Below are 25,925 nucleotides of genomic sequence, written 5' to 3'. Positions count from 1 at the left end.
TTTTTTACTGCTTTTCAAAAAGTTGAAAATTGTTAATTAAGCAGTTTTTTTCCTCTGTGCGTTCCCAATTAAAATTCGGGACAGGCTATTCCTGTGAAGACAGGAATCTAGTCTAATTGAAACTTAGTTTCAATTCTCAACAAATATTAAATGGCTTACAAATCACTTACCCATGGTCGGTGGCACACCGACCATCAGTCAATCGCATAAAAAATAGTCTGATTATTCTCAACCCAATAACCCCTCCTTACTTCCCTCAATCTTACTAAAATCAAATCGCTTAATTTTATGGACCATTTTAGCTGATATCTCATTCAAACATAAATTCCCAATGCTTCCTTCATGAGTATGTTCCAAATGAGTTGATGCTTTAAAATCCCCATTTTCAATGGATAATCCTACCTTTTTGTAAGCATCGCGAAAAGAAACTCCGCTTTTTACCAATCTGTTTACTTCTTCCACACTGAAAAGATGCTGGTATGTTTCATCATTCAAAATATTTTCCTTTACCTTAATTTCCTTTAACATAAAATGAGTGATGTTCAGGCAATCCAAGGTGGTTTGAATTCCTGGGAAAATGTATTCCTTCAGTAGCTGCTTATCACGGTGGTAGCCAGTAGTCAAATTGGTATCATTTAAGATAATAGCATTCGGAATTGAATGCAATTGATTACTTTTAGCTCTTACCAATTCAAAAACATCAGGATTTTTCTTATGGGGCATAATACTGCTGCCTGTGGTGAAATCATCAGGGAAGCTGATAAATCCAAAATGCTGATTCATAAAAAGGCAAATATCCGATGCCATTCTATTCAATGTACTGCCTATTCCACTTAAGGCAAAAGCCAAAGTTTTTTCCGTTTTGCCTCTGCTGTTTTGTGCATTGATCACATTATGATGCATATCTTCAAATCCCAATAATTCCGTGGTGTAGGTTCTATCCAAAGGAAAGGAGGAGCCATAGCCCGCAGCAGAACCTAGTGGATTTTTATTGATGATTTGATATGCAGCATAAAGCATATCCATATCCTCCGCCATTGATTCGGCAAAACTGCTCAGCCATAAACCAAAAGAGGAAGGCATCGCCAATTGAGTATGTGTATAGCCTGGCATCAAATCATTTTTATGTTTTTCAGCTAAGTGGAGGAGTAAATCAAATAATTGCTTTGCGGACTCCACTATTTCCTTGACTTTATCGCGATAAAATAATTTCAGATCCACTAATACTTGATCATTTCTGGATCGTCCACTGTGGATTTTCTTGCCCACATCTCCCAGTCTTCCGATCAGCAAAAACTCAATTTGGCTGTGGACATCTTCTACGCCTTCTTGAATTTGGAATTTGCCCTCTTTAATTTCCTGATAAAGGGCTTTCAATTCTTTTGATAAAGCCTCCAATTCTTCATCAGAAATCAAGTCGATTTTTGCCAACATTTTGATATGAGCTAATGACCCTATAACATCATAAGGAGCCAGTAAAAGATCAAACTCAGTATCTTTGCCGATGGTAAATTGCTCTATTTCTTTAGAGGAGTCTGTATTTTTTTGCCAGATTTTCATTTTGCAATATTTTTATGGTTCATATATTTTTCCAGCAATTGGATATAAATCTTAATGCCTTCTTCTATTTCTTTCAACTCAATAAATTCATCTGCCGTATGAGAGCGTTCCGATTTTCCTGGGCCAATTTTTACCGAATCAAATGGGATAAGTGCCTGATCAGACAATGTTGGGCTTCCAAATTTTTCCAATCCCAAAGCATGAGCTACCTCCATCATTTTGTGGTTTTCAGGAAGAAAAGAGCTTTGCAATCGGAATGATCGGGCAATAAGCTTAGCATTTAATTGGCTTTGTATTTCCTCGAAAGCTTCTTCCAAAGTGTAGGCATCCGTAACACGAACATCCATTGTGAATTCACAACTATCAGGCACAACATTATGCTGTTGACCAGCTTTTATGATGGTGGCACTGACTTTATTCTCCCCTAAATAGTTGGAACACTTTTTGAATTTAAAATCCTTGATTTTCAAAATATCTTCCATGGCATTGTAGATGGCATTTTCTCCTTCATTTCTTGCGGCATGTCCTGCTTTCCCTATAGCAACTGCATCAATCACTAACAAGCCTTTTTCCGCAACAGCCATTTTCATTTCTGTAGGTTCACCTACTATGGCTAATTCACATTTTGGAATATGTTCAAGTACACTGCTAATTCCATTTTTACCACTTATTTCTTCTTCTGCTGAAGCAACAAAAATTAAATTGTCGGTAATCTCTTGCGAATAGAAATGAATGAAAGTTGCCAATAAACTGACCAGTGAGCCACCTGCATCATTGCTTCCTAATCCATACAGTTTTCCATTTTGTTCGATGGCTTCAAAAGGATTCTTAGTATAGCCAGCATTTGGTTTTACAGTATCATGATGAGAATTAAGCAAGATGGAAGGCTTTTGCTTATCAAAATGAAGGTTATAGGCGATGATGTTATTTCCCATTCTATTGAATTCTATGCCTTGATGTTTCAGAAAATTACCGATTGAATTAGCAGTTTCATGCTCCTCTTTGCTAAATGAAGGAATGGTTATCAATTCTTTTAATAAATCAATAGCTTTTGTTTTCACATTATTGAGATTAGTATTTTCCATTATGCACAAATAAAAGTCCCCGTATTTTCTTCTTTAATAGCAATATCAATATCATCAGCTGATCCAATTCTGATTATTGAAACTCCTGATTTTAATGCCTGAAATGCATTTTCCAGTTTGGGTTTCATGCCATCATGAATCAGGGATTTATGCAATAGATCAGCATAAGCTTTCGGGTTTAGCTTTGGTAAAATTGATTCTTCATCATTGACATTCAACAGAACCCCTTTTTTATCAAAGCAAAGCCATAAATTCACTTCATAAAAAGCTTGTAATGCACAGGCAATTTCCTTGGCTATGGTATCGCCATTTGTATTGAGCAATTGTCCTTTTTCGTCATGTGTTATAGGACAAATGACAGGCGTTAAATTTTGGGATAATAGGTTGATTAATAAATCCTTATTCACCTTTTGGATATCTCCTGCAAAGCCATAATCAATTTTTTGCACAGCTCTTTTTTTCGCTACTATCAAATTTCCATCAGCACCACTTAAACCAATTGCATTCACATTTTGTGCTTGAAATTTTGCCACTATTTTTTTATTGACCAATCCACCATAAACCATAGTAATTAAATCCAGTGTTTCGGTATCCGTAATTCTTCTGCCTTCATGAAAATTTGGTTTAATGCCTATTTTCTCGCCTATTTGATTAGCTAAAATGCCTCCGCCATGCACCAATATCTTTTTGCCTGGTATTCTGTAAAAGGATTTGATAAACTGAGCCAAAGCTTCTTCATTATCAATGGTTTTGCCTCCAATCTTAATGATATTTACGACTTCTTTCTTCATGACTCCATATTTGAAATAATTTCAAAAAGCACAGCCTGAGCTGCGTAAATTCTGTTTTCAGCTTGTAAAGGCACTAGACTTTTATTGCCATCCAAAAGTTCATCTGCCAATTCCAAATTTCTTCTCACGGGCAGGCAGTGCATGATTTTAGCACCTTTTTTTAATTGATGATCTTTTAATAACCAATCGCCCTCCACTTTTGGCAATTTTCCATAATCATGGTAACTGCTCCAATTTTTCACATATACAAAATCAGCATCAGCAACTGCTTTTTCTTGGTCGTATTCAATCTCAGCTCCTTTGGTGAATTGCTCCTCTAATTCATAGCCTTGGGGTTGGGTTATGGTCAAATCGTGCCCAAGACCCAAAGTCCACTCAGCAAAGGAATTTGGGACGGCATGCGGCAATGCTTTAACATGCGGTGCCCAGCTTAAAACTATTTTTGGTTTTGAAACATTCTTCCAAGTTTCTTTTATGCTCATCATATCAGCTAAAGATTGGAGCGGGTGGCGACTTGAGCTTTCCAAACTGACCACTGGTTTTTGGCTGTATTTGATAAATTGATGGATAACTTTATCAGCCATATCCTGCTTTTTATCCGTTAAAGTGGGGAAGGCACGGATAGCCAAGATATCAAAATAGCTACCTAATACCGATGCCGCTTCTTTGATGTGCTCTGCTTTGTTTTCATTCATGATGACGCCTTCTTCAAATTCCAGTGCCCAGCCTTCTTTGTCGATATTGAAAACAATTGCCTCCATCCCGAGATTTTTGGCGGCAATTTGTGTGCTCACACGGGTTCTCAAACTGGGGTTTAGAAAAATTAGTCCTATTCTAAGTTCTTTGCCCAATTCTTTTTGCAAAAAAGGCTTTTCCTTAAATTGAAGTGCTGATTGAATTAATTTTTCAGCTGTGGATTGAGTTTCAAATTTTATAAAATTTTGCATTTCTCTTAATTTAATAGGCGTTGGCTTTTAGTTGTAAACCTAAGTTTTCCTCCCAGCCTAAGTGTAGATTCATGTTTTGCACTGCTTGTCCGGCAGCTCCTTTCAGTAGATTGTCAATGATGGAAGTAATAATCAACTGACCTGATGTTACTTCTAGATGCAATAGACATTTGTTGGTATTGACCACTTGTTTCAAATCAATTAAGTCATCAGATATATGAACAAAGCTTGAGGATTTGTAATATTTTATAAATTCCTTCTTAGCGTCCTCGAGTTTTCCTTCAAATGGAAAATAGACTGTTGTCAAAATCCCCCTAGAGAAATTGCCTCTGTAAGGCACGAATAGGATTTCTTCCTTGAAATATGAATCCAATTGAGTGAAAGTCTGCTTGACTTCATGCAAATGTTGATGTTCGAATAATTTATAAGAAGATATATTCTGATTTCGCCAACTAAAATGGGTAGTATCCGAAGGGATTACGCCAGCTCCCGTGCTCCCTGTAATACCGCTCACATGAATGCTTTGCTTTGTCCAGGATTGGGCAACTGCGGGAGCTAATGCCAACTGAATGGCAGTGGCAAAGCAACCTGGATTCGCAATTCGCTTGGAAGATTTAATCTTATCAGGAAAAACTTCGGTCAAACCATAAACGAAATCTTCTTTTTCATCTCTAAAATCAGTGCTTAAATCAATCACCAAAACCTGATCGGCTATTTTATTTTCGTGAAGAAATTGCTGTGATCTCCCATGAGGTAATGCCAAGAATATGACTTGAGCACTTTCTTTCAGTGATTGAGTGAATACTAGGTCTGTCTCACCAATTAAATCTGTATGGACCTCGCTAACTTTTTTTCCATTTTGGCTGTTGCTCAAAACAAAATCAATCTCTGCTTTAGGATGATGCAATAATAATCTTATCAGCTCACCCCCTGCATAGCCTGCGGCTCCCACTATTCCAATTTTTAGCTTATCCATTTTCTTTGTTTACTTGGTGATAAATTGCAGTTTGATTGCCTATGATTTTGGTGAATCCTTTTACATCCTCAGCTGTCCAGGCAAGGTTCATTTCTCCATAACTGCCAAACTTTGCCGACATCAAATCATGAGGTGATTCGATTCCTTTTAGCACGAAATGTTCAGGTTTCAATTTCACATAAACCTTACCGCATACTTTTTGCTGACTGTCCAACAGCATGGCTTCAATATTTCGCATCACAGGGTCTAAATAATGTCCTTCATGCAAGTGATTACCATAAAATTCCGATAGCTGATTCTTCCAGAATATTTGCCATTTGGTAAGGGTGTGTTTTTCCAAAAGATGATGCGCTTTGATGATGATTAATGCTGCAGCTGCTTCAAAACCTACTCTTCCTTTTATGCCGATTATGGTATCGCCCACATGAATATCTCTGCCGATTCCGAAGGGCGAAGCGATTTTATCTAAAGCCTGAATAGCTTCCGTAGGATGAGAAAATACTTTATCATTGATTCCAATCAGCTCCCCTTTTTCAAAAGACAGAGAAATTTCTTCCTCATCTTTCTTAGTGATAGGAGTAGGAAATGCTTCATCTGGTAAATATTGATCAGAAGTTAAAGTCTCTGCACCTCCAACAGAAGTTCCCCATATTCCTTTATTGATAGAATACTTAGATTTTTCAAAATCCATTTCAACTCCCTGCTTCTTGAGGAAATCAATCTCCTGTTCTCGGCTAAGTTTTAAATCTCTAATCGGAGTAATGATTTCGATTTCAGGTAGTAAGGTTTGAAAAATCATATCAAATCTTACCTGGTCATTGCCCGCTCCCGTACTTCCATGTGCCAAAGCATCAGCTCCGATTTCTTTTGCATATTGAGCCAAGGCCTGCGCCTGCACTATTCTTTCTGTGCTGACCGAAAGAGGATAAGTCTGGTTTTTAAGAATATTACCGAACACCAAAAATCGGATAACATTCTGATAGAAAGTTTCCAGGCAATCGATGACCGTGAAGGAAGCAATCCCTAATTTTTTGGCTTTTGCATCTACGGCTTTCAATTCTTCAGAAGAAAAACCTCCTGTATTGACTAAAACGGCATGTACTTCATAGCCTAATTCTTTTGATAAGTATAAGCCGCAGAAGGTGGTATCCAATCCTCCACTATAGGCTAAAACAACTTTTTTCATTTTTTATATTTTTAATGTATTTATTTCAATTCTATTCCTACTTTTTCAAGCTTAACATATTAAGGAAACCTGTCAGGTTTGTCCTTGATCTTAGCGATGGAGAACACATCCATTTCAGTTTTATTAATTTCTCGAAACCTGACAGGTTTGGCTAAGCTCTTAATATAACTAAGCAGATCTGTTTAATTTTTAAGCTGGTTTTCCAATGATCCAATCACCCGGCCATCTCGCAGTCAGTGTCTCTATAGGGCTTTGCTGGAAGATTAAAACAGATTCACAAGATGATCTGAATGCTTTTTAAGCTTCAGCATCACATGCTTTTTGATCCTGGTCCAGCGCTCAAATAGTTTGATGTTTTTGGTGAAATTCTTCCTGAGTGCTTTGCCTTTGCTTTCAGGCTTGGGCGTGTATAACATGGCGGTACAAATGCAATTCTGCTTGTTTTTAGACTGCAGAATATCATAATTCACGCAGCTTTGACAGCCTTTCCAGAACTCCTCGTCTTTTGTTAAGGCTGAGTAGCTCACGGGGATATAGCCTAAAGCTGAATTGATTTTCATCACAGCACTTCCAGTGGTCAAACCAAAAATTTTAGCCTCAGGGTATTTCTTTCTGCTCAACTGAAATATTTCGGATTTAATGGCTTTGGCTAAACCGGAATTTCTAAACTCGGGCGCAACAATCAATCCTGAATTGGCAACATATTTCTCGTGATCCCAAGATTCTATATAACAGAAGCCTGCCCAAGTTTTATCCTGAGTCAAAGCAATCACAGCTTTGCCCTCCAGCATCTTTTTTTCGATATATTCAACTGATCTACGGGCAATACCAGTCCCTCTTTTAGCAGCTGATGCTGCCATTTCTTCTATAATGGTATATGCGTAAATTTGGTCTGCTTCTTTAGCAATTCGTATGATAAACTTGGATTTTTCCATTGAATGAAAAATTGAAGAGCCTCATCCCTAATCCTTCTCCAAATGAAAAGAGGATTTAGCAATTAAGCATTATTGAATTTTATAATATGATATAATTGGGGTATTGGATTCCCGCATAGGGTATCCTAGAATAGAAAAGGGCTATGCCCTAAAGAAAAACCTGCGAGTCTGGCGACTACGCAATACAGCCACAGCATCAACAGCAATAATTGCTGATGAAGTAAAATTTTGCGCTATGGTGTTATTTTCTTTCAATTTGAATTACAAAGGTTTGCAATAAATATTGGTAATACAATGAGAAAGTTTAAAAAAAATGAAATTCATTTAATTCCTGACTGCAAATATCTCTTAAGCTATTCATTTGGACATATATTCTTTCTTTTTCAATGCAGTGTTTTATATCTGCAAACACTTAGCTATTTTTGCCCTAATGGAAGCAATTAGAGAAACCAATTTTCAGCTGCCCAATCAGCAAAATTTTTATAGAGGAAAGGTAAGGGATGTTTATACCACGCCCGATCAATTAATCATGGTGGCTACAGATCGCCTTTCGGCTTTCGATGTGGTGATGCCGCGGGCTATTCCTTTCAAAGGACAGGTGCTAAATCAAATAGCTGCAAAAGCATTAAAGGATACCGAAGATATAGTGCCGAATTGGCTAATAGCAAATCCTGATCCCAATGTGAGTGTAGGATTTAATTGTGAGACTTATCCTGTAGAAATGGTGATAAGAGGCTATTTGGCGGGTCATGCTTGGCGCGAATACAGAGATGGGAAACGCAGTGTTTGTGGAGTTTCATTACCAGAAGGCTTGAAAGAAAATGATAAATTGCCAAGTCCAATAATTACACCAACAACCAAAGCCCACGAAGGACATGATGAAGATATTTCCAGAGAAGAAATTTTAAAACAAGGTTTGGTTTCCAAAGAAGAATATGAGAAACTAGAAAGTTATACTCAGCAATTATTTCAAAGAGGGACTGAAATTGCTGCTAAAAATGGATTGATTTTAGTGGATACAAAGTATGAATTTGGTAAAGTAGGAGATAAAATTTATTTAATAGATGAAATCCATACACCAGATTCTTCTAGATTTTTTTATTCCGATGTTTATGATGAAAACCAATCTAAAGGTTTGAAGCAAAAACAGTTATCAAAAGAGTTTGTAAGGGAGTGGCTAATTGAAAATGGTTTTCAAGGTAAAGACGGACAAAAGATTCCTGAAATGACGGATGAGAAAGTGGAAGAAATTTCTAATCGCTACATAGAATTGTACGAAAAAGTAACGGGTGAAAAATTCAAACCTAGAGATTACAATGACGTATTAAAAACGATTGAACAAAATATCCTAAAAAGTATTAAATAAGGAGTTACTTTTACGGAAGTTACTTTTTTGTGAAATTTTTAAAAACAGATACATGAAATATTCAATTGATAAAGAAGAGAAGTACTCATTAATAAAGATAAAGGAAGAGAAATTTGATTCTTCAGTAGCTTCGGGCTTCAAGTCTGATTTGGTGACCATGCAGGCAGAAGGTGTTCAAAACATGGTGATTGACATGTCAGAAGTGAAATATGTAGATTCATCAGGCTTGAGCGCTTTATTGGTAGGAAATAGAGTGATAGGTGAAAACGGAGGGGCTTTTATTATTGCAGCACCCACTGAGCATACTGAGAAATTAATTAAAATCTCTCAATTAGATAAGGTGTTTGATATTTTACCTACCGTGCACGAAGCAGTGGAATCTGTTTTCATGCATGAATTGGAAAAAGCCTTGGGTGAAGAAGGCGATAGCGAGTAAAATTCCTTGTCTTTTGAAGTTCACATATTAGGTTCCAATTCTGCAGCCCCGGCTCACGGGAGGCATCATACTTCCCAAGTATTGCGCATACAGGATATGCAAATTATGATCGATTGCGGGGAAGCTACACAATTGCAAATGAAAAGATATGGCTTAAGAAAAAATCGCTTAAGCCATATCTTTATTAGTCATTTGCACGGGGATCATTTCTTGGGACTAATGGGCTTATTGTCCACCATGCACTTGAACGGCAGAAAAACTGCATTATATTTGCATGGACCTGTGGGTTTGTCTGAGATTATCAGTTTGCATTTGAAGTATGCCAATACCCGACTAAGTTATCCCATTCATTTCCAGGAGTTAAAAGGAGATCAATCCGAATTGATTTTGGATCACCCAAAAATAACAGTTCATACCATTCCACTTCAACATAGAATTCCTTGCACAGGGTTTTTGATAAAAGAAAAACCTAAACCCAAGCGGTTGAAAAAGGAAAAAGTATCCGAATTAAGAGTTCGAGATATTAATATTCTGAAAAAGGGAGAAGATGTGTTGGATGAATCGGGAAATCTAAAATTTAAAAACACAGATTATACCTTGCCGGCCAAAAAGTCCAGAAGCTATGCATATTGTTCTGACACCAAATATAATGAGGATATAATTCCTTTGGTTAAGGAAGTGGATTTGCTTTATCATGAAGGTACATTTTTGCATGATAATTTAGAAAGGGCAGAATCTACTTTCCATACCACAGCAAAGCAAGCAGGTATTATTGCCCAAAAAGCAAATGTAGGGCAGTTATTGATTGGTCACTTTTCCAATCGATATAAAGAATTACAACCTTTATTGGAGGAAGCCCAAAAGGAATTTACCAATACTGCTTTAGCAGAGGAGGGAAAAGTTTTTACCATAGAGGAATAATATGGATGCGGTAAAGCCAAATGGATCGCTCAATAGAAAGAAAAGAAATCTTTTCATTGCTTTAAGCGGGATTTTTCTGACCAATGCTTTATTGGCTGAGATATTAGGAGTCAAGATTTTTTCAGCTGAGGCTACCTTGGGCTTTCCACCAGCCCAGATCAAACTATTTGGAGATTTCGTTCTGGATTTTAATCTCACAGCAGGAGTTATCATTTGGCCTATAGTTTTTATCACTACTGATATCATCAATGAGTATTTTGGTAAAAAAGGAGTCCGCAGAATCAGTTTTTTGACTGCACTTTTTATCCTTTATTCATTTTTTGTGATTTATGGTGTTACAAAATTAGCTCCCGCTGATTTCTGGTTAAATGTTAACTCACCGGATCCACAGGGTAATGAATTCAATATCAATTATGCTTATGGAGTAATTTTCCAACAAGGACTAGGAATTATAATTGGATCTTTAACAGCTTTCCTGATAGGCCAGTTTTTAGATGTATTGGTTTTTCAGCATCTAAGAAAATTTACTGGTAGTGGCAAGATTTGGCTTCGAGCTACTGGTTCTACATTAGTCAGCCAATTAATTGACAGTTTTGTTGTCTTATGGATCGCTTTCTTTGTTTTTGGCAACTGGAGTATAGAGCAAGTCCTTTCAGTAGGTGTAATTAATTACATTTACAAAGGCGCCTTAGCCATTTTACTTACCCCATTATTGTATGTAGCTCATTTCTTGATAGACCGCTACTTAGGAAAAGAAAATGCAGAGAAAGTGACTGAGGAAGCTGCTGGGGAGGGTTTTTTCTGATTTTCCCTTATTAACCTCTTCATTGATTACGAGCCTAAACTGCAAATTGCGCAGACTTTTTTCTACCACAATAGAGACAAGAGAACACATAAGGTTTTATGCTTTGCATAAAATAAAATATGCTACCCCTATAAATTCTGCTGTAACCTAATCGAAAAAGAATTATGTCTTTTAAAAATAATCTTGATTATTTTCTATTGTGTTCTTTTGTCTCTTTTGTGGTTAAATTTTAATAGTTATCTTCCTTTTATATAAGTAAAACTGCCATGAAATTAATCTCCACAATATTCTATTCAATTATCATAGTACTCACGCTTTCTTTTTGTACAACCAAAGAGAAAACCTCAATTGATTTAGTTTTACTCAACACCACAATAGTTGATGTCCAAAATATTCAGCTCCTTGAAAACCAATTCATAGCGATTAAAGGAGATACTATTTTCTCAACAGGTTCTATGGAAGAAATACCAGCTTATGATTCCAAAGAATCAATGGATTTACAAGGAAGATTCGCTATGCCAGGCCTTTGGGATAATCATGTGCATTTTAGAGGTGGAACGGATTTAATAGCCGAAAATCAAGATCTTTTAGGCTTATTTCCAAAGTTTGGAGTGACCACTGTTCGAGATGCTGGTGGTGACATGACCCCAGCTGCAATGGGATGGGCAAAAAAAATCAATCAAAAGGAATTGCTAGGGCCACAAATTTTCACTTCAGGTCCTAAGCTTGATGGACCAAAACCAGCTTGGGAAGGATCCATAAAAATCGTAAACCTGAATGATATTGAAATGGCTTTGGATTCATTGGAATCTATCAATGTTGATTATGTGAAGATTTATGATGGAAGTCTTAGTGCAGAAAATTTCTATTCTATTATTAAAGCAACAGAAAAAAGAAGCATGAAAGTAACAGGGCACATGCCGATGTCTGCTGATTTCCAAAAGGCAGTTTCTTTGGGTATGGATGGAAGCGAACACATGTATTACATTATGAAAGCTTGTTCACCTAAAGCCGATAGTTTAACCGAATTAGGTTTAGGCTATGGCATGATGGAAACCATTACAGAAACCTATGATAAGCAAATGGCAAATGAATTATTTGCCGAACTAGCTGAAAAGAAAGTATTTATCACTCCTACCTTATACATTGGGAAAGTACTTTCTAATATAGCAGATGAAGATCACAGCACTGATACATTATTAAGTGAAATAGGAGTGGGCATACAAAAAACCTATGAAGGAAGAGTTGAATCAGCCAAAAGAGCAAAGTCATCTGGAAGTCAGATGCGTGAGAAAGTCTCAAACTTAGCTAAGGAAATGATTCGACCAATGTTTGAAGCCGGTGTTCCTATTTTAGCAGGTTCTGATTGTGGCCCATTTAATTCTTTTGTATATCCTGGTGAAGCACTTTGGGGTGAGTTGTTTAGTTTAGTAGAAGCTGGCTTAACTCCTGCTGAAGCGCTGAAAACTTCCATGATTTATGGGCCTGCTTTTTTCGGTTTGGAAAACCAATATGGAAGCCTAGAAAAAGGAAAAGTAGCCAATATCATCATCTTAAAGGAAAATCCATTGGAGGATATTCAACACTTAAGGAGTTTGGGAAAGGTATTTTTGAAGGGTGTTAATATTGAGCTTTAATATTTCTAATCTCGCTTATTTGTAAATCATATGACTATTGAAGAAATATTGAATAATACCAAGCACAGACCGTGGGACTTACCAAATGAAAGATGGAAATATTACCAAGAATGGAATGATACATTATTTCTTCATAGGAAGGTTGATCCAAATGAATTAAGGAGATTTGTCCCCAATGATTTAGAGATTGATCTCTATAATGGACAGTCTTGGGTTTCACTTGTGGCATTTAAAATGGAGAAGGTAAGACCTAGATTTCTACCCGCTTTTTCACCCATATCTAATTTTCACGAGATAAATATTAGGACATACGTGAAGAAAAATAGCAAGGCGGGAGTTTATTTTTTGAGTATTGAAGGTGGAAATAGGGTTTCTTGTAATATTGCCAAGGCATTTTCGGGATTGCCATACCGGCATTCAAAAATGAATAGAGCGGATTCTATATACTGCTCGGAGAATAAAGAATTTGATGATAGAGTGTTTATAAAGTATGAAGTAGGAGAGACTCTTGAGCACAAGACATTACTTGATAAGTGGTTAACTGAAAGATATGCTTTATTTCAAGATACAAAGACCTCAATTAACAAGTTTGAGATTCATCATATTGAATGGCCAATTCAAAAATTCGACATTAAGGAAATTGATATAATATATCCCAAGTTTAAAACATTACTAAACAAGGATCCTGATTTACTGCATTACTCCTCTGGTGTTCAAGTAATCGCATGGGGCAAGAAGAGAGTTAATTGATTAGAAATAAAAAAAAACGCATGAAGCAATGCTCCATGCGTTTCAAATTTATTCAACCTTTACTTCTTATCTTACAATGAAGTTTGCATTGACAGTTTCTTTCACTGTGTTTGCTTTTAAGATATACATCCCTTTTTCTAAGGTGCTTACATCAATTGCATTTACTTCTTTATCAGTTTTGATTGATCTAACCAAAACACCATTACTGCTATAGATCTGAATACCTTTAGATGCATCAATGTTTTTAATATTAACATTCAATTTATCCTGAGCAGGATTAGGATATAAACTGTAAGTTGCAATATTTCTTTCATTGCCTAAAGTTTCACCACCTAAGTCGTTGGTCATTGCCACCATGCTAGAAGTACTGTTGGTTATATTAACAGTATAATCTTCAACTTCTCCATAATTGAAGGTTTCGCACGGAGTGCCTTGAGCATTATATTTCATCATTACTCTCATTCTCGTATTACCAGTTAAAGCAGTAGAAGGAATGTTTAAAGTAGCACTCAATAGATTACTGCTACTTGAAGAACCATTCACCAATCTTTCACCAGAAGAGAATGTACCATCTTGGTTTAAGTCAATCCACACGCTCCAATATTCGGTATAGCTGCTTCCGCTAAATCCTGCCTGAACATTCATGCTTGTAGACGTACCGCGTTGCACGTTTGCCACTTGGTTTGTGAAATCACCATAACCACCGTTATCGCCACTTGTGTTGTCAATTGATCCTAATACAATTCTCTGGATCCACTCATAGCTCGAGTCATCTCCACTTGCATCACAATAAGTAACTGCAACTGGTGCATCTGTTGTGAATAAATCAGATGAAGAGTAGTTAGAATTGCTACTTGAACAATTACTTCTTACCTGCCACTCATACTGAGTATCTGCTGCTAGTCCACTTACTCCAGTTGAATTTGAAGAAGCTGATAGTGTTGACCATGAGCTTGTTCCATTTTCTCTAATTCTAACAGTGTAGTCGTTAGCAGCACTTTCTGATGACCAGCTAAGTGTAGCTGTATTTTCTCCAATGCTTGAAACACTTAAGCTTGAAGGAACTGTACATACTTCAGGAGTACCAGTTGTGATGTTTACTGTATAGTCCTCAACTTCACCATATGAAAAGGATTCACATGATGTTGGGATGCCATTATACTTCATGGAAACTCTCATAGTAGTATTCCCGGAAAGTGCTCCTGATGGCACCGTAAAGCTTCCACCTACAGGCGTATTGCTTGTAGCTGATTGTGTCCAAACTTGCTCGCCTGCATCAGTAAAATCACCATCTTGGTTGTAGTCGATCCAAACGCTGTAACCTTCATTGTAAACTGTTCCTGTCCACTCTGGAGTAATTGTGATAGTGCTTGCATCACCTTTTCCTAAATCAGTTGATTGAGAAGTGAAGTCAGCATATCCAGAACTAGCAGCGCCAGAAGCGTTATCGATACTTCCTAATTGCACTCTACCGATGTATTCATCAGAAACATTATTTCCATTTGAGTCGCAGTAGACTAATTGTACTTCAGTAGTGGTGAAGCTTACGCTTGAAGAATAAGCAGATGAAGTTCCATCAGAACATTTACTTCTTACTTGTGCCTCATACTGAGTAGTTGAACTTAAACCAGTAAGTGTTAATGAACTTGAAGAAGTGCTTTCAGTAGTCCAAGAAGAAGTTCCTGAAACTCTATAACGCACATCATAAGTAGTTCCGGTCACAGCATCCCAATTTAGATCAACAGAATTTGACCCTACATTTGACGCTGAGAAACTTGTAGGAGTAGTTGCATCACAAACAACAGGTTCACCAGAAACACCAGTTACTACTAAAGAGAAGTCTTGGCTTCCACTAGCTAACGAACCTTTGTGTGTAACAGTGATGGTATAAGAACCACTTGCATTATTAATATCTACTCTTTCGAAAGGATCTACATTGTTATCTCCTTTTGAATTACTATTTACGCCCGTTAGTCTGTAAGGAGAGTAAGTAGTTGAATTTTTAGTTACTCTAATATCTAAGTCATTTACTAATACAGGAGTGCTTAGGTTTGTAGTTCCGGTATTGGCAGTTCCGCCTTGGTCAGTCCAAGAAATGGAAGCCAAAAGTGGACTAGTTCCATCTGATTCAACAGTCATTGAGTAAGATTGACCATTATTCAAAGTTAATTCTTCTATTCTAGAAATATCACCTGCTCCAGTCATGGTCTCAGCAGCTCTTTTAGCATTCATTAAGCCCCATCCCCAAACAGCGTCAGGGCCTGTAATTCCTGCATCATCTGCAGTGTGCAAAACAATACCTTTAAGCGTTGCAGCTCTCACATAGTTTCCGAATACATTATTAGCATGTTCTTGTAAAACTAAAATAGATCCTGCAACATTAGGTGAAGCCATTGAAGTACCTGTGATAGAATTATAAGCAGAGTTGCTGCTTTCATAAGTTGAATAAACTCCAGTTCCGTTTCCAGTAATGTCTGGCTTAATTCTGTAGTCATCAGTTGGTCCTTCACTTGAAGAGCTATTAATGCTTACACCAATTAAGTTACCGTTGCTATCAATATTTGCATCTTGTGCATTTGCAACTACTAGGTTGTTTTTTGCAGTTGAGTGACCAGATAATTTATCAAATGAACTATTGCCGCCTAATGGACTGCCGTTATAACTATTTTGATTACCGTCATTACCTGCGGCCACAACCATCATATAATATGGAGAATTATACATTAAGTTATCCCAATCTCTTGATTCAGCTATATAAGCACCAAAATACCAATCAGGTAATTGATCTCCTCTATACCCATAAGAATGGTTTGACACTAACATTCCATTTGCTGCTGCATTAGTAGCCTCAGATAGATCACTGTTCCAGTCATATCCGACAGCATTAGCATGAGGAGCCATTCCTTTTGCAGCAGCTTGAACTCCTGATGCAATGATAGTTCCAGTTACGTGTGCAGCATGGAAATTCAAAGTACTTGAGCCATCACCTACTGAGAAACGGTTGGAGCCTCCAGCGCCATCATACTCTTGGTGAGATGCACGAGCTAAACCACCGTCCCAAACGTGAGCAGTCATGTTGTCTCCATTAAGATTTAAACCTAATCCTCCGCCTGAATTCAACCAGTTAGTTCTTGTTGATTCAGCGGCATCAACATTATAGGTAATGTAATAGATAGGCTCTCCAGATGGAGTTACTTTTTGTAGTTCTGCATATCTACCATCTTTTAATGTCATTTTAACTTCCCAGCCTTTTTGCTGAGCCATTTTAATAGCTTCTTCTTTTTCTTTTTTGGCTTTGGTTGAAAAAGTTTGTTCGAGCTCTGACAACACTTGCTTGTTGTATTGATTAGTGATTTTTGCTCTTTGTTGATTGGTTTGTGCCATAGCTGAACTTGCTAAAAACAAGCAGCCAATGGCTAATAAATTTAGTTTAGTAAAAAATGTATTCATTTCGTTTTTGGTTTGTTTGAAAATAATGCTGAATTCTTTATTCAACATAGTAATTTAAAATATGATTATTTTAATATTAAGTATTTATCGAAAAAGGTCATCTAAATTGAAAATCTTCTAATGACATAGTGAAGGGAGTTTCTAGTTCCTTATTAGAAGATGTAAGTACACTGTGTTGAAGTGATATTTTTGAATTAAAGAAGTTGATTTCTATAAAATATTTATTATCGAATTTCATTGATATCTTATACTGGGTTTCGGCTATTATTGTAAGTTTTAACTTCATTTAATCACAATTATAAGAATTTTATTATTGTAAAGTAAAATTTTTGCTAATAAATATTTTGTGAAGATTTGGATGTACGAGATGAAATTTTTGAAAAAAGGCGTTATTGATCTATATGTAAGGGATAATAGCTTTATGTAATATTTATAAAAAATATTTATTTTTATAAAACATGTACGAACGGAAAAGTTATGTTATAATAATATTTGAAATTTATCTTGTTAATTGAATATTTCTAATAGTAGTGTGTTTTGAGATAATTAATATTTAGTTTCCGATCATTATTTAGATTTTATTTATAAATTTCATGTTCTAACGTAAATTTTGAATGTTATGAAGCTTTTTAGCTCTGTATTTACCTATTTGATTCTGTTTTCATTTACTTCATTTGGACAATATTATCCTGAATATGAATGGCAGCGGAGACCTGCTAAATCAGTCCGTATGGATCAGTTCTTATTAGATAGTGCAGTCAGTGTCGCTGCTCGAAATGAAAATTCGATTAGTAGGGATTTAAGAATTGCTATAATTGATGCTTTTTCGAGCGAACCTGATTTTGAAATATTAGGTAAAACTAGAGAGAGGGGAGAGCCTTCCGGATTAATTATTAAAGATGGCTACATTGTTGCTGAATGGGGAGATATTAATAGAGTAGATATGACTTTCAGTGTTGCTAAAAGTTATCTATCCACCGTAGCAGGATTGGCTTTGGATCAAAATTTAATCCATAATATAGATGATAAAGTCGCAAAATATGTATGGGATGGCACTTTCGATGGTGTTCATAATCAAAAAATTAGCTGGGATCATCTGCTAACTCAATCCTCGGATTGGTCTGGGCAACAATTTGGACTGTATGATTGGGCTGATAGACCTCCGAAAGAAGGTGGAGTTGATGATTGGAAGGCACGAGAGCTTCATGAGCCTGGGACTCATTACAAATATAATGATGTTAGGGTGAATGTTTTGGCTTATTCTTTATTGCAGGTTTGGAGAAAATCGCTACCTCAGGTTTTGAAAGAGGAAATCATGGATCCTATCGGGGCTTCTACTACTTGGCGATGGTTAGGCTATCATAATTCATACGTAAATGTAGACGGATTGCAAGTTCAATCTGTAAGTGGTGGCGGTCATTTTGGTGGTGGTATCTTCATTAGTACGCTTGACCATGCTCGTTTTGGATTGCTTTTCTTAAGAAACGGAAAGTGGAAAGAAAAACAGTTGATTTCTGAAGAATGGGTGGAAAGTGTTCAACTATCTTCTCAGGTAAAATCTGATTATGGCTATCTATGGTGGAACAATAGTCAAGAATCTTGGGAAGGGGTTTCAAGAGAAGTATATTATGCAGCTGGCTTCGGAGGCAATTATATCATTATTGATAATGCCAATGATTTAGTGGTAGTAACCCGATGGATTGATAATTCGAAAATTGATGATGTGATGAGGTTGGTGCAAAGATCTATTAAATGAGAAATCATCTATACTTATTTTTTGTTTTATTAATTGGGCTTGAATCAACTATTGTTTTTGGGCAGTCAAAATATCAAAATGGATATGTTGTTACCAATCAGAAGGATACTATTTATGGTCAACTACGAGATAGAAGTCCCGAACCATTTGGTAAAATATTTAAGAAGGTAAGAATGAAAGGCTTTTGGATCTTTGAGACAAGATTTGGACCAGATGATTTGAAATCATATAAAATAGGGAATGATATTTACCAGTCTATTTGGTATGATAGTTATAGTAAATTATTTTCAATCTTTCATGTGAGTATTCCTGGACAAGGTGAAAAAGTTTTCATGCGTTTGGCGGTTGGTGGAGAGGTGAATTTATATTGGGATGAGTATAGAGATGCTGACAGTGGGTATGAAATGGAAATACCTTTTTTTAAACGAGCTGAATCTCAAGAATTGATTCGTGTTACTCAAGGAATTCTAGGGCTTAAACAAAAACATCTAGCTAATTTATTTGCAGATTGCCCCAGCTTAGTAAACCTCATGAAAAAAGGCTTTTTTGATACTCCCGAAGAGATGGCTAATTACTTTAATGAAAAGTGTAATTAATATTTCCCCCCTGAAAGCGTTGTTTTGAATCAAATCAATTTTTCCTAAGTAAGAATAAACTCCAAGGCCTCCTCGGGATTAGAGCATAGTTTTGCAGGTCGTTTTGTTACTTTTATGAGGGTGTTTAAATAATATTTCTTGAAAGGTGAGGCATCTGTGACCACTCCAGTTTTATCTATGCCTATTTCTTTTCCTTTAGGGGAGAAGACTTTTTCAAAATGTTTTCTTGCAGCAACAGGAACAACTCCTTGTTCTCTTATGTCGCTGTAAAAGCCAATCACCTCTTTGCCTTTTACATCTTCAATAAACTGATTAAATAACTCAATGTATTCTTCTGTTGAAAAAGAGCCATGCCATTTTACTCCTGCTATTTTTAATTCCTCATCATAGTAGGTAGTGGCAAATTTATGATGTCGAAGTATATTACCTTCATTGATTAACTTGTCTTCCCTTAATGCTACAGTTTCCATAGAACTAAAATGATTAGATAAATATTGAAATAAGTTAACAAATTAAAGGATTATCATCAATTTTTAGCTTCGATTATTTCCAAGAAAGTTCCGAGAATCTCTTTTTCCCTTTGACAAAAAAATCTTTAATGATAGAATGTTTAAAAACCTCGGAATGTATGAAGCCATGTTTTTGAGAATGATTGTACTGCTTTTTCTTTTGCTTAAAATCACGATGGGCTTTTAAAATAGCATTTGCATTGGCTTTTTTTCCTTTTGCTATGAATTGAATTGCTGCCAAGATATCTAATCTTTTTCTTCGTTTTCTGATGGCTTTAAATTCTTCTTTACTAAGATTTTTATAGAGCAACAACCAATTATTTCTAAAATTCAAATAGGTCTTAAATGGGCTTTCTACTTGCAACGTACCACCACCCACGTGATAAACAGTGCTTTCGCCACAATAATAAATTTCATAGCCCATATTTTTTGCTCTCCAACAGAAATCTATTTCTTCCATATGCGCAAAAAATTGATCATCAAGCCCCCCTAAATCATGGAAAGTTCTAGATTTTACGAAGAGGCAAGCTCCCGTTGCCCAAAAAACAGGAGTATTGTCATTATATTGACCTTGATCTTTTTCCAGATGGGAAAAAATTCTTCCTCTGCAAAATGGGTAGCCTAAATGGTCAATAAAACCTCCTGCTGCCCCAGCATATTCAAATGAATCTTTATTGTGGTAAGATTTTATCTTAGGTTGACAGGCAACAATATCTTCATTTTGTTGCATTAACCTAATTACAGGGTTAATCCAATCAGGAGTAGTTTCCACGTCAGAATTGAGCAGAACATAAAAATCAGTCTGGATTTGATTTAAAGCATAATTATAACCACCTGCGTAGCCAAGGTTTTCGGGTATTTTAATAAGCTTTAATTCGGGAAAGTTTTTTTTAAGGTAAGGAACGGAATCATCTGTGGAGGCATTGTCTGCTACTATTATCTCGTGCGGGCTAGAATTTTGAATTACATTCGGCAGGAATTTTTGAAGGTAATTCCTGCCGTTGTAATTGAGTATGACTACTGCTACGCTATCAGCCATTGAACATATTGCCTAAATCCATCCCAGGAATGTTAGGAAGGGCTCCATCCGTAGCTTTTCTCATTTCTTCCTTGGCCAAGACGTCTACCTCTTCCATGGCTTTGTTTACTGCAGCAACTGTCAAGTCTTGAATCATTTCTTTGTCATTTTCATTGACTAAAGAATCGTCAATTTCAACGCTGATTAATTGTTTCTTACCATTCACTTTGGCTTTTACCATTCCAGCACCGGCTTCTCCTTCTGCTGTGATGTGGACTAAATTTTCTTGAGCTTGTTTCACTTTGCCCTGTACTTCTTTAATCTGCCCCATCATTTTCATCATATCGAACATACTTATCTTATTAAATTAAAAACACCACTTTTATAATATTCTTCACCGTATTTATCTTTTACACGCACAGTATAACTGTAGGTTCCTTCTGGAGCAGGTCGGGTAGTTAAATAGCCATCCCAGCCAACTTCTAATGCATTACTCCTGAAAATTAATGTACCCCATCTATTATAAATGCTAAATTCGACTTCTTCTATAAACTTTCCAACTACTTTTATTTCTTCATTAAATGAATCTTGATTAGGGGTAAATCCTGTTGGTACAAAAAAGCTAGATGGAATTTTATACCTCAATGTATTCGAAAATGCAACTAGTCCATTTTCAGAATAGGCCTCTATTTGATAAAATGCAAGTTGATCTTCACTTTGAGCAATATTTTCGCTAAAGCTAGTTTGATTTGCAACATCATTTTCATCTAAAAGCGTCATATTTTCATCGTATTTTTTAATGACGTATCGACTTAATAATGTATCAAAGCCAGTATAAGAATTCCATGTGAAATTAATAATTGATTCTTCCTGATTTACATTTAATAGGATGTTGGGCGCAGTTGTTGTTAAGGGTGATATTCCCCCGCAACTATTCGTGTAGGCAATGGAATAGTAAAAATTACGTGTATTAAATGCTGTGCCAATGTCAATGTAACTATTTGTTCCAGTAGTATCTACCTGAAAGTAGTCATCGTCAAGATTTCGTTTTTTATAAATAACGAAATTAGAAGGTTGAAGGCCTTCTGGAACTTCCCAGTTTAGTTCAAGTTCTGAGTCTGACAGTACCTTCGTGGCAATCTGTGAAATAGGAATTGAAGGAGAACCTGTTATGGCAGATACTTCTATCGGTAAAGATTCCACGAGGATGCCGTTTTGATCTCTGGTAACTACAGAATAAACATCTACTTGTCCACATAAAACATTAGCATCAACATAAGGAGCATTGCCACTATATATAATTTCACCATTTTTAAGAAGGTTAGAGTTTTCAAAGCTAAAATGATTCCAATCTATAAGGTTTCCATTATTTTCAGCTGTTGCATTAAATCGGACGGTACAGACTTCATTGGAATTAAGTTCTGAACCATCGCAACTGTTAGTGCTTACTATTCTAACGCAATAAAAATTTTCATTTAAATTTCGATCCTGAAAAGTATAAACTCCTCCAGTTGTGGCTGAAATATTATCTATAGTTTGATAAATCCCGTTGCTGTTTTGTTTAATCTGAAGTTGATAAAGCTGATTTTGACTAGCTTCATATTCAATCTCAAAACTATTTTCTGATAATAAATTAATAGAAGTGATATTCGCCTCACTTTCTATTTGTTCTTCAGGAACAATGTTTTTTATTTCAGTGTCGTTTCCACAATTATTATTCCCAGTATTGTTAAATGAGCCTGTCACGGTAATTGTATATTCTTGCGTTGGATCTCCGTAGTTGTAGCTTAGAGGGAATGCGGTAATAGGATGATTTTGAGCAGCAGAACCATCACCAAAATCAATAGTATAAATATCAAAAACTTCTTCTTGCTGATTTAAATTAAAAACTAAACCATTGTCACAATTGGCAAGTGCAATATTAGGTGATTGCGGCTCAATGATTTCAATTGTAATACTGTCGTATGTTTGATTGTTGCCTATTTGATCTAATAATAAAATATTGTAGGTCCCTGCATCCTGGTAGATAAACCTGTAGTCTTCTGGGTCTTGTACAGCACTTCCAAAGCAACTATTATTACTTCCTATGTCAGAGAGGTCTGCATCAAAGCAAATGAATTGGGTGCCTCCTTGGGTATTATTTTCTGTTACTATTATTTCCGTAAACTCACAGCCTTTCAAATAATTTACCGTAAATAAGCCATTCTCACTTTGAAAGCTACCCTGTGCCCACAAATTCAAGTAGCAAAATGAAATTAATATGATAAGAATTAATCTTTTCAAGCTCTATGGGTTTTGATAAAATGAACCGCTTTGACAATATCCTCATGTAGAACTCTGTCTTCTTCTATTAACGGAACTTGTTGTCTAAAATTACGAATTAATTCTTCTAAATGTGAACTTGTTTTTAGCGGTCGTCTAAATTTTAAAGCTTGCGAGCCATTTATTAATTCGATTGCTATTATTTGGTAAGTATTTTCAACCACTTTATATAATTTAGTAGCTGCATTTGCTCCCATACTAACATGGTCTTCTTGACCATTAGAGGACACTATACTGTCAACTGAGGCTGGTGTGCACAATTGCTTGCTTTGGCTTACCAAGCTTGCGGCACTGTATTGTGGAATCATTAAACCGGAATTTAATCCAGGATTCATCACTAAGAAATCGGGTAATCCTCTACTCCCAGATATTAATTGATAGGTTCTTCTTTCAGAAATGCTTCCTAATTCAGCTAAAGCTATTGCCAAGAAATCTAGAGAAAGTGCCAGAGGTTGACCATGAAAGTTTCCACCTGATATAATTTCACCTTCTTCAGGAAAAATATTAGGATTATCCGTTACACCAGCTAATTCCTTGCTCACAATACTGGTGACATATTTTATAGCATCATAGCTAGCACCATGAACCTGCGGAATACATCTAAAGCTGTAGGGGTCTTGGACATGTACTTTACTTTGCTTAATAATTTCACTACCATTAAGCAGCTCCAGAATCTTTTCGGCAACTATTTTTTGACCATCCTGATTTCTAATCATATGAATTTTATGATCAAAAGGCTCAGGCCGACCATCAAAAGCATCTAATGATAATGCACCAATGGTATTGGCCCAGTTTAAAATATCTTCACCTGCCAAAACCGCATGAACACCAAATGCATTCATGAATTGGGTTCCATTTAAAAGAGCCAAACCTTCTTTAGCCTTTAAGTGAATAGGTTCCCATTTCTTTTTAGCTAATAAATTTTCTCCAGTTATTTTCTCGCCCTGAAAAAAGACTTCTCCTTTTCCGAGTAGTGGCAAAGATAAATGTGCCAGTGGAGCTAAATCTCCTGATGCACCTAAAGAACCAGATTCATAAATGATTGGTAAAATGTCTTCATTATAGAAATCCAACAAGCGCTCAACAGTAGCCAATTGTACCCCACTATGCCCGTAAGCCAAAGATTGGATTTTGAGCAATAGCATGATTTTCACTATGCGTTTATCGATCTCAGGACCAGTTCCACAAGCATGGGACATCACCAAATTAGCTTGCAATTGCTCCAAATCAGCTTTGGATATATTGCGGCTATAAAGTGAGCCAAATCCTGTGTTAATCCCATAAATTGGGGCTTCGGAAGACTGAATATGTTCGTCTAAAAATTTCCGGCAATTTACAATTGCGTCCACAGCCTTATCTGCCAATTTAAGCTTTTTATTATCCGCTAAAATTGTTCTTATTTCCGCTAAAGTCAGGTCGTGTTCGCCAAGTATAAAAAAATTACTCATATCCTAAAAATCGTTTTAAAATGCTTTCTGCATTTAAGCTTTCTTGCGTTCCTTCTTTCATGTTTTTGAAAGTTAAATCGCCTGTTTTCATTTCTTCAGAACCTACCAAAATCACAAATGGAATTTGCTTATCGTTAGCATACTTCATTTGCTTTTTCAACTTAACAGGCTCAGGGTAAAGTTCAGCTTTTACGTTGGCTGTTCTTAATCTATGCAATACTTTTAAACTGTATTTCCAACTTTCTTCGTCAAAACTCACCATCAATACTTCGGTGCTGCTTTCTGCGTTTTCGGGGTAGAGATCGAGCTCTTCTAGAACATCGTAAATGCGATCAACTCCAAATGAAATACCTACACCAGAAACATCTGGTAAACCAAAAGTATCAGTTAAGCCATCATATCTGCCACCACCACAAATACTACCCATTTCCACATTTTTGGGTTTCACTTCAAATATGGCTCCAGTGTAATAAGAAAGTCCGCGTGCTAAAGTAACATCCAATTCAAGCTGAGGAACTTTAGCTCCAAAAGAATCTAAAATATCGAATACCTCATTAAGTTCTTCCAATCCTTTTTGTCCTTTTTCAGAGTTTTTTAAGAAATCCTTTAGGAAATTAAGTTGCTCTGTATTATCTCCACTTAAAGTAAATAAAGGGGATAAGGTATCAATAGAAGATTGATTAAATCCTCTTTCCAGTAATTCTTCCTTAACTTTATCTTCGCCAATTTTATCCAATTTATCGATGGCTACAGCAAAATCAGTTTCTTTGCCTTCAGCGCCCATTACTTCCACTATTCCCGACAATATTTTCCGGTTATTGATTTTGATGGCATAATCCAAGCTGTTGGCTTTTTTGGTCTGCAAGCTTTTGAAAACTTCCTGAATCATCAAAACAATTTCCGCCTCACAAAGCATAGAATTAGTGCCAATAGCATCCGCATCACATTGATAGAACTCTCTATATCGTCCTTTTTGTGGTCGATCAGCTCTCCATACTGGCTGGATTTGATAGCGCTTAAATGGGAAGGTTAAATTATGCTGATGCATCACTACAAAGCGAGCGAAAGGAACAGTTAAGTCGTATCTGAGACCTTTTTCGGAAATTTTTGGTTGAAGGGCTTTCGAATCACTGCGATCACTTTCGTCAGTTTTGGAAAGAAAATCCCCTGAATTCAATATCTTAAAAAGCAATTGATCTCCCTCATCTCCATATTTTCCTTGCAATACGCTTAAATTTTCCATTGCAGGGGTTTCTATAGGCGCATAGCCGTATTTTTGGTATACTTTTTTGATAGTATCCAGAATAAAATGTCTTTTAGCCATTTCAGCTGGTCCAAAATCACGGGTTCCTTTAGGGATAGAAGGTTTATTTTTACTCATTTTAACGTTTATTTTGGCGCAAATCTACAAATTTTTGTGGATAGGTTGGC

The 25,925-nt window shown here is 36.3% G+C and carries 22 protein-coding genes; 8 read left to right on the top strand and 14 right to left on the bottom strand.

Annotated features, from left to right (window positions below):
* Nucleotides 1–228 precede the first annotated feature (228 nt).
* From argH to FTRAC_RS07660, 7 genes are all read right to left on the bottom strand, one after another.
* Nucleotides 229–1,560 carry an argininosuccinate lyase gene (gene argH / locus FTRAC_RS07690; RefSeq protein WP_013453672.1) on the bottom strand — a complete coding sequence of 444 codons (1,332 nt, stop codon included), beginning with the start codon at nucleotides 1,558–1,560 and terminating at the stop codon, nucleotides 229–231.
* Entirely contained in the window at nucleotides 1,557–2,645 is a 1,089-nt protein-coding gene (locus FTRAC_RS07685) for a M20 family metallo-hydrolase (RefSeq protein WP_013453671.1), read from the bottom strand. Before FTRAC_RS07685 ends, argH begins: the two co-directional genes overlap by 4 nt.
* A complete protein-coding gene (gene argB, locus FTRAC_RS07680; RefSeq protein WP_013453670.1) occupies nucleotides 2,645–3,436 on the bottom strand; it encodes an acetylglutamate kinase in 792 nt (263 codons plus the stop codon). The genes FTRAC_RS07685 and argB overlap by 1 nt, the downstream gene beginning before the upstream one ends.
* Complete coding sequence (locus tag FTRAC_RS07675) at nucleotides 3,433–4,383, bottom strand: Rossmann-fold NAD(P)-binding domain-containing protein (protein ID WP_013453669.1); 951 nt, start codon at nucleotides 4,381–4,383, stop codon at nucleotides 3,433–3,435. The genes argB and FTRAC_RS07675 overlap by 4 nt, the downstream gene beginning before the upstream one ends.
* 10 nt (nucleotides 4,384–4,393) lie before the next feature.
* Entirely contained in the window at nucleotides 4,394–5,359 is a 966-nt protein-coding gene (gene argC / locus FTRAC_RS07670; RefSeq protein ID WP_013453668.1) for an N-acetyl-gamma-glutamyl-phosphate reductase, read from the bottom strand.
* Nucleotides 5,352–6,545 (bottom strand): argininosuccinate synthase, encoded by a 1,194-nt coding sequence (gene argG / locus FTRAC_RS07665; protein ID WP_013453667.1) that lies wholly within the window; start codon nucleotides 6,543–6,545, stop codon nucleotides 5,352–5,354. The genes argC and argG overlap by 8 nt, the downstream gene beginning before the upstream one ends.
* Before the next feature lie 263 nt (nucleotides 6,546–6,808).
* Nucleotides 6,809–7,480: a GNAT family N-acetyltransferase gene (locus FTRAC_RS07660; RefSeq protein WP_013453666.1), complete on the bottom strand. Its 672-nt coding sequence runs from the start codon at nucleotides 7,478–7,480 to the stop codon at nucleotides 6,809–6,811.
* A gap of 430 nt (nucleotides 7,481–7,910) precedes the next feature.
* Here FTRAC_RS07660 and FTRAC_RS07655 point away from each other — a divergent pair, with 430 nt between their 5' ends.
* From FTRAC_RS07655 to FTRAC_RS07630, 6 genes are all read left to right on the top strand, one after another.
* Entirely contained in the window at nucleotides 7,911–8,846 is a 936-nt protein-coding gene (locus tag FTRAC_RS07655; protein WP_041649628.1) for a phosphoribosylaminoimidazolesuccinocarboxamide synthase, read from the top strand.
* A gap of 52 nt (nucleotides 8,847–8,898) precedes the next feature.
* The gene (locus tag FTRAC_RS07650; RefSeq protein ID WP_013453664.1) at nucleotides 8,899–9,282 is read left to right on the top strand and encodes an STAS domain-containing protein; all 384 of its coding nucleotides are present in this window, start codon (nucleotides 8,899–8,901) and stop codon (nucleotides 9,280–9,282) included.
* A gap of 6 nt (nucleotides 9,283–9,288) precedes the next feature.
* Nucleotides 9,289–10,203 carry a ribonuclease Z gene (locus tag FTRAC_RS07645; RefSeq protein WP_013453663.1) on the top strand — a complete coding sequence of 305 codons (915 nt, stop codon included), beginning with the start codon at nucleotides 9,289–9,291 and terminating at the stop codon, nucleotides 10,201–10,203.
* Between the two features lies 1 nt (nucleotide 10,204).
* Nucleotides 10,205–11,008, top strand: coding sequence for a queuosine precursor transporter (locus FTRAC_RS07640; RefSeq protein WP_013453662.1), 804 nt, complete (start codon nucleotides 10,205–10,207; stop codon nucleotides 11,006–11,008).
* 266 nt (nucleotides 11,009–11,274) lie between these two features.
* Nucleotides 11,275–12,645, top strand: coding sequence for an amidohydrolase family protein (locus FTRAC_RS07635; protein WP_013453661.1), 1,371 nt, complete (start codon nucleotides 11,275–11,277; stop codon nucleotides 12,643–12,645).
* Between the two features lie 30 nt (nucleotides 12,646–12,675).
* The gene (locus FTRAC_RS07630; protein ID WP_013453660.1) at nucleotides 12,676–13,395 is read left to right on the top strand and encodes a YqjF family protein; all 720 of its coding nucleotides are present in this window, start codon (nucleotides 12,676–12,678) and stop codon (nucleotides 13,393–13,395) included.
* Between the two features lie 66 nt (nucleotides 13,396–13,461).
* Here the strand turns inward: FTRAC_RS07630 and FTRAC_RS07625 are convergent, their stop codons facing one another.
* Nucleotides 13,462–16,893: a GEVED domain-containing protein gene (locus tag FTRAC_RS07625; RefSeq protein ID WP_013453659.1), complete on the bottom strand. Its 3,432-nt coding sequence runs from the start codon at nucleotides 16,891–16,893 to the stop codon at nucleotides 13,462–13,464.
* Between the two features lie 571 nt (nucleotides 16,894–17,464).
* Here FTRAC_RS07625 and FTRAC_RS07615 point away from each other — a divergent pair.
* Together FTRAC_RS07615 and FTRAC_RS07610 are read left to right on the top strand one after the other, a co-directional pair.
* Nucleotides 17,465–18,601, top strand: a complete 1,137-nt coding sequence (locus FTRAC_RS07615) for a serine hydrolase domain-containing protein (RefSeq protein ID WP_013453657.1) — start codon at nucleotides 17,465–17,467, stop codon at nucleotides 18,599–18,601.
* Nucleotides 18,598–19,197, top strand: coding sequence for a hypothetical protein (locus FTRAC_RS07610; protein ID WP_013453656.1), 600 nt, complete (start codon nucleotides 18,598–18,600; stop codon nucleotides 19,195–19,197). The genes FTRAC_RS07615 and FTRAC_RS07610 overlap by 4 nt, the downstream gene beginning before the upstream one ends.
* Before the next feature lie 44 nt (nucleotides 19,198–19,241).
* Here FTRAC_RS07610 and FTRAC_RS07605 read toward each other — a convergent pair whose 3' ends face one another.
* The 6 genes from FTRAC_RS07605 to hisS all read right to left on the bottom strand — a co-directional run bounded on the left by FTRAC_RS07605 (nucleotide 19,242) and on the right by hisS (nucleotide 25,875).
* A complete protein-coding gene (locus FTRAC_RS07605; protein WP_013453655.1) occupies nucleotides 19,242–19,667 on the bottom strand; it encodes a hypothetical protein in 426 nt (141 codons plus the stop codon).
* Between the two features lie 73 nt (nucleotides 19,668–19,740).
* Nucleotides 19,741–20,745, bottom strand: coding sequence for a glycosyltransferase family 2 protein (locus FTRAC_RS07600; protein ID WP_013453654.1), 1,005 nt, complete (start codon nucleotides 20,743–20,745; stop codon nucleotides 19,741–19,743).
* A complete protein-coding gene (locus FTRAC_RS07595; protein ID WP_041649626.1) occupies nucleotides 20,738–21,076 on the bottom strand; it encodes a YbaB/EbfC family nucleoid-associated protein in 339 nt (112 codons plus the stop codon). The genes FTRAC_RS07600 and FTRAC_RS07595 overlap by 8 nt, the downstream gene beginning before the upstream one ends.
* Nucleotides 21,077–21,078: 2 nt before the next feature.
* Nucleotides 21,079–23,007, bottom strand: coding sequence for a T9SS type B sorting domain-containing protein (locus tag FTRAC_RS07590; RefSeq protein WP_041649624.1), 1,929 nt, complete (start codon nucleotides 23,005–23,007; stop codon nucleotides 21,079–21,081).
* Nucleotides 23,004–24,494 carry a histidine ammonia-lyase gene (hutH, locus tag FTRAC_RS07585; protein WP_013453651.1) on the bottom strand — a complete coding sequence of 497 codons (1,491 nt, stop codon included), beginning with the start codon at nucleotides 24,492–24,494 and terminating at the stop codon, nucleotides 23,004–23,006. Before hutH ends, FTRAC_RS07590 begins: the two co-directional genes overlap by 4 nt.
* Nucleotides 24,487–25,875: a histidine--tRNA ligase gene (hisS, locus tag FTRAC_RS07580; protein WP_013453650.1), complete on the bottom strand. Its 1,389-nt coding sequence runs from the start codon at nucleotides 25,873–25,875 to the stop codon at nucleotides 24,487–24,489. The genes hutH and hisS overlap by 8 nt, the downstream gene beginning before the upstream one ends.
* Nucleotides 25,876–25,925: the final 50 nt, after the last annotated feature.

This window comes from Marivirga tractuosa DSM 4126 (assembly GCF_000183425.1).
GTDB lineage: Bacteria > Bacteroidota > Bacteroidia > Cytophagales > Cyclobacteriaceae > Marivirga > Marivirga tractuosa.
This window is presented reverse-complemented; position numbering and strand designations above follow the sequence as displayed.